10 protein-coding genes and 1 tRNA gene are annotated in these 12,650 nt (G+C 67.7%); 8 read left to right on the top strand and 3 right to left on the bottom strand.

Annotated features, from left to right (window positions below):
- The first annotated feature begins 109 nt into the window (after nt 1-109).
- Nucleotides 110-1,714, top strand: a complete 1,605-nt coding sequence (locus EAO27_RS20060) for a hypothetical protein (RefSeq protein WP_242774473.1) — start codon at nt 110-112, stop codon at nt 1,712-1,714.
- Nucleotides 1,715-1,778: 64 nt separating this feature from the next.
- Nucleotides 1,779-2,792: a TIR domain-containing protein gene (locus EAO27_RS20055; RefSeq protein WP_242774470.1), complete on the top strand. Its 1,014-nt coding sequence runs from the start codon at nt 1,779-1,781 to the stop codon at nt 2,790-2,792.
- Between the two features lie 210 nt (nt 2,793-3,002).
- On the opposite strand, the gene EAO27_RS20050 is transcribed toward EAO27_RS20055, so the two are convergent.
- Nucleotides 3,003-3,488, bottom strand: a complete 486-nt coding sequence (locus tag EAO27_RS20050) for an NAD(P)H-dependent oxidoreductase (RefSeq protein WP_242774442.1) — start codon at nt 3,486-3,488, stop codon at nt 3,003-3,005.
- A 64-nt stretch (nt 3,489-3,552) separates the two neighbouring features.
- Here EAO27_RS20050 and EAO27_RS20045 point away from each other — a divergent pair, with 64 nt between their 5' ends.
- The 6 genes from EAO27_RS20045 to EAO27_RS20020 all read left to right on the top strand — a co-directional run bounded on the left by EAO27_RS20045 (nt 3,553) and on the right by EAO27_RS20020 (nt 11,455).
- A complete protein-coding gene (locus EAO27_RS20045) occupies nt 3,553-5,514 on the top strand; it encodes an alkyl sulfatase dimerization domain-containing protein (protein ID WP_242774439.1) in 1,962 nt (653 codons plus the stop codon).
- A gap of 25 nt (nt 5,515-5,539) precedes the next feature.
- A complete protein-coding gene (locus EAO27_RS20040) occupies nt 5,540-6,073 on the top strand; it encodes a PH domain-containing protein (RefSeq protein ID WP_242774436.1) in 534 nt (177 codons plus the stop codon).
- Complete coding sequence (locus tag EAO27_RS20035) at nt 6,070-7,611, top strand: PH domain-containing protein (protein ID WP_242774420.1); 1,542 nt, start codon at nt 6,070-6,072, stop codon at nt 7,609-7,611. The genes EAO27_RS20040 and EAO27_RS20035 overlap by 4 nt, the downstream gene beginning before the upstream one ends.
- Nucleotides 7,608-9,374 carry a single-stranded-DNA-specific exonuclease RecJ gene (gene recJ, locus EAO27_RS20030; protein WP_242774401.1) on the top strand — a complete coding sequence of 589 codons (1,767 nt, stop codon included), beginning with the start codon at nt 7,608-7,610 and terminating at the stop codon, nt 9,372-9,374. The genes EAO27_RS20035 and recJ overlap by 4 nt, the downstream gene beginning before the upstream one ends.
- A 102-nt stretch (nt 9,375-9,476) precedes the next feature.
- Nucleotides 9,477-9,552, top strand: a tRNA-Glu gene (locus EAO27_RS20025).
- An 88-nt stretch (nt 9,553-9,640) separates the two neighbouring features.
- Nucleotides 9,641-11,455: a site-specific integrase gene (locus tag EAO27_RS20020; RefSeq protein WP_242774398.1), complete on the top strand. Its 1,815-nt coding sequence runs from the start codon at nt 9,641-9,643 to the stop codon at nt 11,453-11,455.
- Here the strand turns inward: EAO27_RS20020 and EAO27_RS20015 are convergent.
- Together EAO27_RS20015 and EAO27_RS20010 are read right to left on the bottom strand one after the other, a co-directional pair.
- A complete protein-coding gene (locus EAO27_RS20015) occupies nt 11,396-11,875 on the bottom strand; it encodes a phage integrase N-terminal SAM-like domain-containing protein (RefSeq protein ID WP_242774396.1) in 480 nt (159 codons plus the stop codon). The genes EAO27_RS20020 and EAO27_RS20015 overlap by 60 nt on opposite strands.
- 167 nt (nt 11,876-12,042) lie before the next feature.
- A complete protein-coding gene (locus EAO27_RS20010) occupies nt 12,043-12,600 on the bottom strand; it encodes a hypothetical protein (protein WP_242774387.1) in 558 nt (185 codons plus the stop codon).
- Nucleotides 12,601-12,650 lie beyond the last annotated feature (50 nt).

The raw sequence follows: 12,650 nt of genomic DNA, 5'->3' as shown, positions 1-12,650 counted from the left end.
GCGCGCGCGAAAACCCCTTGCCATGACCCCGGCATCCCGGCGATAGCAGCGACAGGCCGCGCGCCGGGGCGCCGCGGCCCCCATCATATCTTTCGGGGGGAAGAGGGTCGTGAAATCAGCATTTTCGGTTGCCGCCGCGATGGCGGCCACCCTGTCGTTCGGCGCGGCTCCGGCGGCGTTCGCACAGGACGCCGCCAAGAGCGCCGCCAAGGACGCGGGATCGCTCTATCTCCAGTGCGACGGCTTTCCCAACAACATGACCGCGGGCGAATCGGCGGCGCGGCTGCTCGGCGCGGTCACGCTGCTGGCGCTGTTCGCGCCGCCGCCCGAGGCGGCCGATGCGTCGAAGCGCAAGTTCGGCGCCGAGGGTGTCACCGCCTGCACCGGCATCCTCGAGGGCGAGAAGGCCGAGGGCAATGCGCGCCGCCGCATTCCGCTGATCCTCGCGCGCGCGCTGCACCGGATCGAGGCGAAGGATTATGACGCGGCGATCGCCGACGTCGCGCTCGCGCGCGGCGAGGCCGGCACCGCCGGGCTGACCGCCGATCCCTATTTCAACCGATCGATGGGGCTGTCGTTCGACCAGGTCGAAGCGGCGGCGCTGGTGCGCAAGGGTCAGGTCGCCGACGCGATGCGCGTCTCGCTCGCCGCGGCACCGCAGCACCGCTTTTCGCTGATGCCGCTGGTCGGCATCAAGACCTATGCCGACATGGCGCCGCTCGGCAGCGACGCCGACATCGACCGCGCTCGCGCGCTCGCGCGCATCGCCCCCGGCGCGATCGACCAGGCGGCCGGCCGGTTCGAGGAACTGTCGCGCTTTGCCGAAAGCGCCGCGATGCGCGCCGACCTCGTCGCCTTCCAGAGCGCGAAGAAGGACAAGGACGGCAAGGACCTGCCGCCGAGCAGCCGCGCGGTCGCGCAGGCGGCGCTGGCGCACGCGCTCGCCGGCCAGTGGGACGCCGCCGCGGCGGCGGCCGAGCGCGCGCGCGGCATCGACAAGACGCTGGTGGGCGAAGGCAAGCCCGAAGAAATGGACGTCCGGCTGCAGGCGAGCGAGGTGCTCGACCTCTACGACGTGCTGCTGCTCGCGCAGCAGGGCAATGTCGAGGGGGCGCGGCGCAAGTTCACCGCGCGGACACAGTGGCTCGCGCCGTCGTTCGGCGCGGTGATGGCGGCGAACCGCCTGCTCTACGACGGCGCAGGCGCCGCCGACCGCACCGGCCAGCTCACCAAGCCCGCCGCGGCGATGTGGGACGACCGCGCCACCGCGGCGCGCGCCGAACTGCTCGCCAAGGACGGCGACAACAAGACGCTGTTCCAGCTGATCGAACCCTATGTGTCGAACGCCGCGTTCGAGGCGCAGTCGAAATCGGTGTGGCGCACCGACAAGTCGAAAATCTTCCTGAAGCTCGACCCCGGCAAGGCCGATCCCGGCACCCGGATCGCCTTTCTCTATGGCGCGCCCGCCGACGTCGCGTTCGACGCGATGCTGCTGCACGCCGCGCTCGATGCGAAGGCGCAGGGCAAGAAGGGTTTCACCTTCGCGCCGATCATCGACCGCTACATGGCGGGTATCGTGCGCGCGGGCGATCCCGGCGACGCCGCGATGCCGGCGTCGCTGTTCCTCGAAGCCGATGCGGTGATCGCGGCGCTGTCGCCCGCGATCCCCGATCCGGTGACGCTGAAGGCGCGCCGCGCGACGAAGGGAAAATAGCCGCCGCACACGGGTTGACCCGGGCCGCCGCTATGGCATCGTCGCCGCACAAGGGGATATGACGATGGAAGAAACAAGGCGCCCGCGGCTGTTCGTCAGTCACCATTCGAGCAAATATGACGTCGCGCTCCACGTCGAGCGCGCGCTGGCGCGTCACGACGTCGATTGCTGGATCGCGCCGCGCGACGTCGAGCCGGGCGAAGCGTTCGATTCGGCGATCATGGGGGCGATCCGCGACGGCGCGGGGGTGCTGCTGCTCTTTTGCAGCCAGTCGGACAAGAGCCCCCACGTCAAGCGCGAGCTGATCCTCGCCGACAATGCGCACAAGGCGATCATCCCGCTGCGGCTCGAAGAGATCGTGCCCGACGATCTCGCCTATCATCTGGCGAGCGCGCAATGGATCGACTGGCTGGAAAGACGCGACGATTCGATCGCGCGAATCGCCGCCAAGGCGCACCAGCTCGTCGGTGCGCGCCCGACCGCGCCGGTTGCCGCACCGCCGCGCGCCGCCGATCCGCACGCGGCGGCGGCCGACGATCTCCACGCCTCGATCCTCGCGCAGGCGTCCGCGCCGCCGCCCGCGGCGACCGGCATATCGGTGCGCACGCTGGTGATCGCGGGCCTGCTCGTCGCGGTCGCGGTGATGGGCGCCATGCTGTTCATGCAGGGCGTCGACCCCAAACGGACGGAGGTCGCCGCGGCGCCCGCCACCGCCGCGAATCCGCAGGCCGCAGCGCCCGACGTCCCGGCACCGGCCGCAGCGCCGCCCGAGCCCGCCGCGGCTCCGCTCAGCACCCCGCCGAGCTTCAACTGCAAATTCGCCGCCGCGCGCGCCGAAAAGCTGATCTGCGGCGACGAGGAACTGGCGGCGCTCGACCGCGACCTCAACCGCGCCTATCGCCAGCTCGACCGTGTCGCCGGGCCGCTGCGCCAGCAGATCGCCGCCGAGCAGAACGGCTGGCGCGTCGGCGAACGCGACGCGTGCAGCGACGCCGCCTGCGTCACCGACGCGATGCGCCAGCGCATCACCGTCCTCGATTCGCAGCGCGCCTCGCTGGCTGCCGAACCGGCCGAATAGCCCGCCCGGCGGGCCCCCGGTTCGCCGCAACGACAGCACGCCGACGATTGCGGACGCTCCCCAGCCGTGACGAGAGAGCGGGCGAGCAGCGCTAGCGCAACCGCTAGGACTGCACCGTCGCGCGATTCCGAATGGCCGTCGTCGCTTGACCGCCCGCCAATCATATCTGTATTATTCAAATAATACAGATATGCGCACATGCCATTCGCTTCAGAAGATTCCGGCGGCGAGTCCTTCCGCGAGAGCGGCGCCGAGGTCGCGTGCGTCGGCGAGCGGCGCCGCAGGAATCGTCTTGGGCGCAAGGATCGCCTCGGGGGTTTGCGCGGCGGTATTGACGATCACCGGATCGGCGACACGCCGCAGCCGCCAGCCGGTGGCGATGCGATCGAGCTGGCGCTGGGCGTTTGTCCCGTCCGACCCCGCGCAGATGATCGTCGCATAGGGCCGCCCCTCGAGCCTGCCGAGGCAAGGGTAATAACAGCGGTCGAACATCTCCTTCATCACACCCGACAGCGCGGCGAGGTTTTCGGGACCGACGAAGAGATACCCCGCCGCGGCCAGCAAATCTTCGGGCGCGATATCGCCCGCGGCGACCAGCCTTGCCGTTGCAGCGCCGTCCGCCGCGGCGCGCGCAAGCGCTTCGCTGCCGCCGGTGCGGCTGTGCCAGGCGATCAGCAGATGCGGTGCGGCGGCCATGCGGCGATGCTTGCCAAGCCTCGAAGCGCGGCGCAAGCTGTCCCCAAAACAGGGGGAAGATGATATGCGCCGATTGACCGCTTTGCTGCTCGCGAGCAGTCTGCCGCTGACGGCCGCCGCGCAGGATGCGGCAAGCGAGGCGACGCGCGCCGCGCAGGCCGAACTCGCCAAGCGCCTGCCGCTGGACGACCCGCGCGACATGGCGAACGCGACGCGCGGCAAGCTCGCCGAAATTCCGGGCGGCGTGATCCTCGACAAGGACGGCAAGACGGTGTGGGACCGGCGGCCCTACGCGTTCCTCGATGCAGCAAAAGCGCCCGACACCGTCAATCCTTCGCTGTGGCGGCAGGCGCGGCTCGACGCGGTCCACGGCCTGTTCGAGGTCGTCCCCGGCAAGGTGTGGCAGCTGCGCGGCTACGACATTTCGGTGATGACGATCATCCGCGGCCAGTCGGGGTGGATCGTCGTCGATCCCCTGTTGTCGGAGGAGGTCGCCGCCGCGGGGTGGAAACTCTTCGCCGACACGGTCGAGGCGAAGGAAGGGAAAAAGCCGATCAGGGCGGTGATCTTCAGCCACAGCCACAGCGACCATTTCGGCGGCGTCGGCGGGATCGTCACCCCCGAACAGGTGAAGCGCGAAAAGATCCGCATCATCGCGCCGCACGGCTTTTCGGAAGAAGCGACCGCCGAAAACGTCCTCGCGGGCACCGCGATGGGGCGGCGTGCGCTGTACATGTTCGGATCGATCCTCGCCCCCGGCCCGGCGGGACAGGTCGATACCGGGCTGGGCCCGAAGCTGTCGTCGGGGACGATCGGCTATATGGAGCCCACCGAGACGGTGGGCGAAGGCGGCGGCACGCTGACGATCGACGGGCTCGCGTTCGAATTCCTCGACGCCGGGGGAACCGAGGCGCCGTCCGAATTCACCTTCTACATCCCCGCCTACCAGGCGCTCCACACGACCGAGGTCGTCACCCGCACGCTGCACAATGTGCTGACGCTGCGCGGGGCGCAGGTCCGCGACGCGCTGCGCTGGTCGAAGGTGATCGACGCGATGCTGCTGAAATGGGGCGGCAAGGCCGCGGTCGCGATGGCGTCGCACCACTGGCCCACATGGGGGACGAACGATGTCAGCGACCTGCTCGCCAACCAGCGCGACGCCTATCGCTACGTCCACGACCGCACCCTCTTCCTCGCGAACAAGGGCGCGACCCTGCACGAACTCGCCGACGCGACGGCGGAGGCTCCTGTGCAGGCCCGCGATTTCTCGACGCGCGGCTATTATGGCACGCTCAACCACGACATGAAGGCGACCTACCAGCGCTATTTCGGCTGGTGGGACGGCAATCCGGCGAACTTCAACCCGTTGCCCCCCGAACAGTCGGCGCCCAAATATGTCGCGCTTGCTGGCGGGGCGGACAAATTGCTCGCCGCGGGCAAGGCGGCGGTCGCGGCGGGCGACTATCGCTGGGCGGCCGAATTGCTGAACAAGCTGGTGTTCGCCGAGCCGGCGAACAAGGACGCCCGCGCGGCGCTCGCCTCGGCCTACGATCAGCTCGGCTATCAGGCCGAATCGGGGGCGTGGCGCAACTATTATCTCGCCGCCGCGGCGAGCCTGCGCGGCAATGCCGTCGAAAGCACGTCGGGCAACGGCCAGAGCCGCAGCTTCGTCAGCGCGATCCCGACCGCGGTCTTCTTCGACGCGCTCGCGACGCGCTTCGACGCCGCGAAGGGAAGCGCGCTCAACGGCACCTTCCAGTTCCTACTGCCCGACAGCAGCGAAGCGATCGCGGTGGTGGTCGGCGGCGGGGTCGAATTCCCGCGCTATGGCGTCACCGATCCCGCGCCGACCGCGACGGTCACGATCGACCGCAAGACGCTCGACGACGTGATGCTCGGTCAGGCGCAATTCCCCGCGCTGCTCCAGTCGGGCGCGATCCGGGTCGACGGCGATCGCATAGCCTTTCTGTCGTGGTTCGCGCTGCATCCGCCCGCCGACCCGCGCTTCAATGTGGTTGTCCCCTAGCCCCTCGACCGACTAACGGAGCATCATGACCGAGACCGCCGCCGCCGCGCACCCGACCGACCCCTTCGACCCGCAGGCGATCAACGCCGCCGACGGGCTCGACCCGGTCGATCCGCGCTACGGTCATGTGCTGCGCGTCGTCACCGCGCTCAACATGCTGCCGATCGCGATCGGGGCGAGCGTCTTCGACTGGCTGCTGATCCGGCATCTCGAAGGCCCCTACGGGCTGATCACCGCCGCCGCGTGGCTGATCGCGATCGTGATGATCATCAGCTTCCCGGCGCGGCGCGTCCAGCGCTGGGGGTACAAGATCGGCGAAGGACAGCTGCGCGTCGCGCGCGGCTGGATGTTCCGCACCGACACGATCGTGCCCTTCGTGCGCGTCCAGCATATCGACGTCGGGCAGGGGCCGGTCGAACGCTGGTTCGGCCTGTCGCACCTGATCGTGCACACCTCGGGCACGCACAACAGCACGGTCACCTTGCCGGGCCTGCCCGCCGATCTGGCGGCGGCGATGCGCGAGACGATCCGCCGCCACATCCAGACCGATTTCGCATGAGCGACGCCGCCGCGACCCTGCCCGCCGCCGAAGCACCGCCGGCCGAGCCCGACTGGCAACGCCTGCACCCCGCGACGCTCGCGCTCGCGATCGTCAGGCTGGGGCCAAAATCCTTCAACTTCCTGCCCGCGGTCGCGGCGCTCGGCTTCACCGGCAACTGGGTGTGGATCGTCCCCGCCCTGCTCGCCTTCCTGCTCTTTTCGCTCGGCGCGGCGTGGCTCGGCTGGATGCGCTTCCGCTTCCTTGTCGGCGACGACGAGATCGTCATCGAGAGCGGGGTGCTATCGCGCCAGCACCGTACCATCCCCTTCGACCGCATCCAGGACGTCAGCATCGAACAGGGACTGATCGCGCGCGCACTCGGCATCGCCCGCGTCGGCTTCGAGACCGGCGCCGGCGGCGCGGGCAAGGAGAATGACGCCGCGCTCGACGCGATCGGGCTCGACGCCGCGCAGGCGCTGCGCACGACGATCCGCGCGCATCGCAGCGATGCCGTCGCCGCTCCCGCGACGCCCGCGTCCGACGGTGCCCCGCCGGCCGCCCCCGCCGCCGAGGACCGGCTGCTCTTCGCGATGACGCCGCGCCGCCTGCTCGTCGCGGGATTGTTCAACTTCTCGCTCGCCGCGCTCGCCGTGGTCGGCGCCGCGATGCAGTTTTTCGACGACCTGCTGCCCTTCGACTTCAACGTCTTCAGCATCCGCGACTGGACCGATCTCGCCGAACGATACGGCCTCGACCAGTGGGTGATCGCACATCGCTGGATCGCCGGGGTCGGCGCGCTGGTTTCGCTGCTCGCGATCGGCCTCGTCACCGGGGTCGCGACGATGCTGCTCGCCAACTGGAATTTCCGGCTGACGCGCGAACCGCGCGCGCTGCGCCGGACGCGCGGGCTGACGACGCGCACCGACGTCGCGATCCCGGTGCGCCGCGTCCAGGCCGCGATCCTCGTCACGGGCTGGATTCGCCGACGCTTCGGCTGGCACGAACTCCGCCTGCAAAGCCTCGCGAGCGACGGCGAGAAGGAACGCGATCACCAGATCGTCCCCTTCGCGAGGCTGGCGGAGATCGACCCCGTGCTCGGCGAAGTCGCGATCGCGCGGCCGGGCGACGACCAGCATTGGCAGCACAGCCACCGCATCGTCGCGCTCGGCGGACTGGTCGGCGCGACCTTCTGCGCGCTCGGCGGGCTCGTATCGCTGGGCTTTGGCCAGCCCGTGGGGTGGGCCGCGCTCGCCGCCGCGCCGCTGATCGCCGCGGTCGCGCTCGCCGGCGCGCGCCTGCATCGCTGGGCCGACCTGCCCGCGATGGTCGCGATCCGGCGCGGCTTCTGGAAACCCAAGATGACCCTGCTCCCCCACGCGTCGGTCCAGAGCGTCGACCTCAAGACCGATTTCATCCTGCGCCCCCTCGGCCTCGCCACGCTGGTCTTCGGCGTTCCGGGCGGCAGTGCGCTCGCCAGTCACGAAATTCCGGCGATCCCGCTCGCCAGCGCCGAGGCGCTGCGCAGCGCGATTCTCGCCGCGCGGGGCCGGTCATGAGCGGCGCGGCCCTCGGCATCACGCGCTCGATCGCCGGGCAGCCGTGGCACTGGCGCCGCGCCAGCGCCGACATGGCGTCGGAGAATCTGGCGCCCGACGATCTGGTCACCCAGCTCCTGCTCGCGCGCGGGGTGCCGCGCGACGACCTCGAGCGCCAGCGCACGCCGACGCTGCGCGGCTTCATGCCCGACCCGGCGCTGTTCCGCGACATGGATGCCGCCGCCGAACGCCTTGCCGATGCGGTCGAAGCGAAGGAAGCGATCACCATCTTCGGCGACTATGACGTCGACGGCGCGACCTCGGCGGCGCTGCTCGTGCGGCTGCTGCGCGACCTCGGCGTGCCGGTCGGCGCCTATATCCCCGACCGGCTGATGGAAGGCTATGGCCCCTCGGGCGCGGCGCTGGTCAAGATCGGCGAGGCGGGATCGAGGCTGGTCGTCACCGTCGATTGCGGCGCGCAGGCGTTCGACGCGATCGCCGAGGCCAATGCGGCGGGGGTCGAGACGATCATCGTCGACCATCACCAATGCGCGACCACGCTCCCCGCCGCCTTTGCCGTCGTCAACCCCAACCGGCTCGACGAGGCCCCCGAGGCGGCGGCGCACGGTAATCTCGCCGCGGTCGGGGTCGCCTTCCTGCTCGGCGCGGCGCTGCTCCGCGTGCTGCGCGGGCGCGGTTTCTTTGCGAATCGCGCCGAACCCGCGCTGATCGACCTGCTCGACCTCGTCGCGCTCGGCACCGTCGCCGACGTCGCAAGGCTGACCGGTTTCAACCGCGCGCTGGTGACGCAGGGGCTCAAGATCATGGGCCGGCGCGGCAACATCGGCCTCGCGGCGCTGATGGACGCGGCGCGGCTGACCAAGGCCCCGACCGCGACCGACATGGGCTTCGCGCTCGGCCCGCGCATCAACGCCGGCGGACGCGTCGGCAAATCCGACCTCGGTGTCCGGCTGCTGACGACGGCGGATCCGCAAGAGGCCGCCGAGATTTCGCAGGAATTGAATCGCCTCAACGAGGAGCGCCGCGCGATCGAGGCGGCGGTGCTCGACCAGGCGATGGCGATGAGCGAGCGCGCCGCCAATGCGCCGGTCGCAATCGTCGCCGGCGCCGGATGGCATCCCGGGGTGATCGGCATCGTCGCCGGACGGCTCAAGGAAAAGCTCCGCCGCCCCGCGATCGTCATCGCGCTCGACGACGGGGGGATCGGCAAGGGCTCGGGGCGCTCGATCAGCGGCGTCGACCTGGGGGCCGCGATCCTCGCCGCAAAGGAATCGGGCCTGCTCGTCGCCGGCGGCGGGCATGCGATGGCGGCGGGGCTGACGGTCGAGGCGGACAGGCTCGACGCGCTCGGCGCCTTCCTCAACGAACGGCTCGCCGCCGATGTCGAGCGCGCGAGCGGCGACCGCTCGCTGCTCATCGATGCGGTGCTCGCCCCGCGCGGCATTTCGCCCCTATGGTGCGAGGCGATCGAGAGCGCTGGGCCGTACGGCGCCGGCTGGCCCGCACCGCGCGTCGCGACCGGGCCGGTGCGAATCGTCGAATCGGGGATCGTCGGCACCGATCATGTCCGGCTGATCGTCGCCGGCGACGACGGCGGGCGCTTCAAGGCGATCGCCTTCCGCGCCGCCGAGACCGAGCTCGGCCAGGCGCTGCTCCACGCGCGCGGGCGCAAATTATGGCTCGCGGGGCGCGCAAAACGCGACGATTGGGGCAGCCGCCCCGCCGCCGAACTCCATCTCGAAGACGCCGCCTGGGCCGACTAGGCACCGATGGAACGGGCGCGCCGCAATATTTTTACGCGGGCGGGCATCGCTGCGCTTGACCGGCCGGACCGGCGAGTCTAATGCGCCGCTTCACCGAACGACGGCCCCTTCGTCTAGCGGTCTAGGACGTCGCCCTTTCACGGCGAAAACACGGGTTCGAGTCCCGTAGGGGTCACCAAATCGCCGCAAAGGCGCAGAAGTCTCGGTTTTCTGTTCGTTAGTGACTCGGTGGGTACACCAAATGAGTACACAAAGGACGAACAATCATGAATCCGAAGGGACTCTGGCGCGATCCACGCAGCGGCATTTTTTATCTTCGCCGCCGTATCCCGCTGCCGTTGCAAAGCGCCTTCGCTTGCGGCCAACTTTACAAGGTAAGCCTCGGCACCGCCGATCAGCGCCATGCCGAACGCAAGCTGGCGATTGCCAATGGTGAATATGAGCAGAAGTGCGAACAATTTCGCGACGCGCTCGCAAACGACGCTCCAAGATCCTTCACTTCCGACGAGGCGCGTGTCTTGGTTGACCGCCTCCTCACCGCCAGGTCCGCTACCGGGTTTGCGAGCGGCGGTATGGATGTCGCTTTCTTGCTCAAGGAGCTCGACGACGCCGTCGCGGACCAATCGGGAGACCATCGGGCCACCGCACAAGACATGAGTCCAACCGAATGGATCGCTTATCGCAAGAGGTTGGCGGGAAGCGACGCCGACGATGAGTTTTCTCCCGAAACACTCGCTCGGATCGAGGCTCACCATGCTTCGGTCCATCGCGACCTTGGCGATCTGTGGTTCAGTTTTCAGAAACGGGTACCGCACCGCCGTTGGCGCCCCCTGCTCAGCTTCGCCGTCGCGAAAATAAAGCGTGAACTAAAACTACCCGAGGAGGCGAATCGCGGGATCGACGAACCGCTCGCCGATGCACTGGCCGATGCGCTGGGTTCGCCGCAAGTCCGCGAACAAGTTCCCGTACTCCCCTCGGCCCGGCGCCGCGCAAATTCGAGCCGGCTCCAACCGGACATGAAGCTCGACGCCCTCGAGGCGAAATGGATCGCGGCGCGCAAGCCGACGCCGAAGGCGCAGGCCGCGACGAAAACGGCCGTACGCTATTTCAAAAGCTATATCGGCGATGTCGGCATCGGCGAAATCACGCCCAACGATCTGTTCGAATTTCGTGACGCGATAGCGGTGCTGCCAAAAAGTATGCCGCGAGTGCATCGCATGATGGAGTTTGTCGACATTCATGCGCTCTATGCGGACAGATCGGGCGTAGACCGCATATCCCCGCAATCGATCAAAAAATATCTCGGCGCGGTCCAAGCCCTCCTCGGGTTCGCTTTCCAGGAGCGCTTCATCCCTGCGAACACCGCCGCCGGTATCAAAGTCGAAGGATACACAAAAAAGAGCACGCGGCGCCCATTTACCAAGGACGAACTCGCTCAGCTATTTGCGGCCAAGCTGTTCACCGCGGCTTGGTCTCACCCTCTGAGCAAGTCAAAGGTCTCCGATTCGACGCTGCGCTGGTTGTTCCTGCTCGGGCTTTGCACGGGCGCTCGAATTGAGGAACTTGGTCAGATATTGCTCGCGGACATCAAGTCCGAGCAAGGGATCCCTTATATCGACGTCACGGACTACGTCATGGACGAGATTGACGAGCGCAAACGGGTGAAGACCGACGGTTCTATTCGCGTGATACCGCTCCATCCCAAACTGATAGCGCTCGGGTTTCTCGACTACGTCCAACGGATGCGGTCAAGCGGAGCAGTCCGGCTTTTTCCTGACCTCGAGGCTGATTCGCTGGGCGTAAAGACCAAGGAGGCGAGCCGCCGCGCCAACCGCCTAATCGACAATGCCGTCGGCGACGACCCGCGCCTCGTGTTTTATAGTTTCCGACACAGCTTCAAGGATCTCTGCCGCGACGCCAACATTCCCAAGGACGTGCACGACCAGCTTATGGGGCATTCGCCCGCAGATGTGGGCGGAGGCTACGGTTTGGGACGGGCGATCGGCAATCTTGCAGCCCACCTAAAGCGAGTTCGGTTCTTTTTCATCGATTGGGATTCGATTAATGTTGCTGCCAAATAAGCGAACCGCTGTCCGGCTACTGTTCGGCCTGAGCTGGCCGTAAGCGGTCTGTAGGCTATCGTTGAGAGTTTCAGACGCCGCCGGCGTCGGAAAGTCCTCAATGCCCGAACCGCAAGGGTCATGCGCTGAGCTACGCGCGAGATCGGAGCGGTCGAGGGTGTGCATGAAGAAAAACCTAGGCGCGCCGACGATGCTGTTCATCGTTGGCGCCCACACGCCCGACTGGTGCTGCTCGAACTGAAACTGCCGGATATCCTCGGTGCTCGCGGTGTGGGGCGAGCGACGCAGCCAAGTTGCGAACCGTCCGACGTCGAGAAGATAGTTACGCTGCGTCTCCGGAGAGAACCCGCGCAAGGTCATATTGTCGATCAGGCACTGGCTCAGCGGGCTGATCGCGTCAATCTGGATAAGCTCGTCCATCGTTCGACTCCTCAGTCGATGGAGCCGAAAGGGTCTACCTACGGCACTCGACGTTCAATGAGGTGTGGCGCCCGCTCGACGGCTTTACGTCGAGAACCGAGCCAATCTGCCGAGCGGTTCGTGCATCAGCGATCTCGCCCCGTTTTCCGCCGTATCACCTTCGAAGGTCAGAACTTGCAAACTCGAGAGAGCACCCGCCACAGCCCGGCAAACCGGTTGCCATGGCGCAGATCCTTGGCGAGGCGCATCAGGACCCCCGGGAAGCCCAATACGGGGATTGCCTCCTCTATGGCGACCACCTGTTTGCGGGCAACGCCATGCCGAACCATGCCAATGCTTGCGTCGATCCAGTCGGCCTTGCGCGCGGCGTTCACGATCTCGGCGTCTGGCCCCGCGAACGATAGCAGCTTGTGATGCCAGTGTATGATGTTGGCCACGAGTGTGGGATCGAGATGTGGCGCGTGCTGGGTTCGCACGCGCTCGGCCACTGCTTCCGACGGCTCCAGATAAGCCAGTTCGTGATCGGTCCACATGCCGACGTCGTGGAAAACAAGTGCAAATGCGATATGTTCGCGCCCCCTCGGATCGTCGCCGAGGAAGTGCGCTGCGTAACTCAGAGCCCGGTAAATGTGGTTGCGGTATGCGGCAAAGTCTGTGCCGACCGCGTCGGCAATTTGCGGCAGATAGCGCTCGACCGTAGGGTCAGAGACAATTGGCTCAACCATAGAAGGTCTCCATTGGGAAGGCCGGGCAGGCGCGATGTCGAGCCTGCTCG

The sequence above is a fragment of the Sphingopyxis sp. YF1 genome (genome assembly GCF_022701295.1).
Lineage (GTDB): Bacteria > Pseudomonadota > Alphaproteobacteria > Sphingomonadales > Sphingomonadaceae > Sphingopyxis.
This window is presented reverse-complemented; position numbering and strand designations above follow the sequence as displayed.

Excerpts from the sequence above, each read along its gene's own strand:
- EAO27_RS20055 (WP_242774470.1), top strand. The coding sequence starts at position 1,779 with ATGGAAGAAACAAGGCGCCCGCGGCTGTTCGTCAGTCACCATTCGAGC.
- EAO27_RS20050 (WP_242774442.1), bottom strand. The coding sequence starts at position 3,488 with ATGGCCGCCGCACCGCATCTGCTGATCGCCTGGCACAGCCGCACCGGC.
- EAO27_RS20045 (WP_242774439.1), top strand. The coding sequence starts at position 3,553 with ATGCGCCGATTGACCGCTTTGCTGCTCGCGAGCAGTCTGCCGCTGACG.
- EAO27_RS20040 (WP_242774436.1), top strand. The coding sequence starts at position 5,540 with ATGACCGAGACCGCCGCCGCCGCGCACCCGACCGACCCCTTCGACCCG.
- EAO27_RS20035 (WP_242774420.1), top strand. The coding sequence starts at position 6,070 with ATGAGCGACGCCGCCGCGACCCTGCCCGCCGCCGAAGCACCGCCGGCC.
- recJ (WP_242774401.1), top strand. The coding sequence starts at position 7,608 with ATGAGCGGCGCGGCCCTCGGCATCACGCGCTCGATCGCCGGGCAGCCG.
- EAO27_RS20020 (WP_242774398.1), top strand. The coding sequence starts at position 9,641 with ATGAATCCGAAGGGACTCTGGCGCGATCCACGCAGCGGCATTTTTTAT.
- EAO27_RS20015 (WP_242774396.1), bottom strand. The coding sequence starts at position 11,875 with ATGGACGAGCTTATCCAGATTGACGCGATCAGCCCGCTGAGCCAGTGC.
- EAO27_RS20010 (WP_242774387.1), bottom strand. The coding sequence starts at position 12,600 with ATGGTTGAGCCAATTGTCTCTGACCCTACGGTCGAGCGCTATCTGCCG.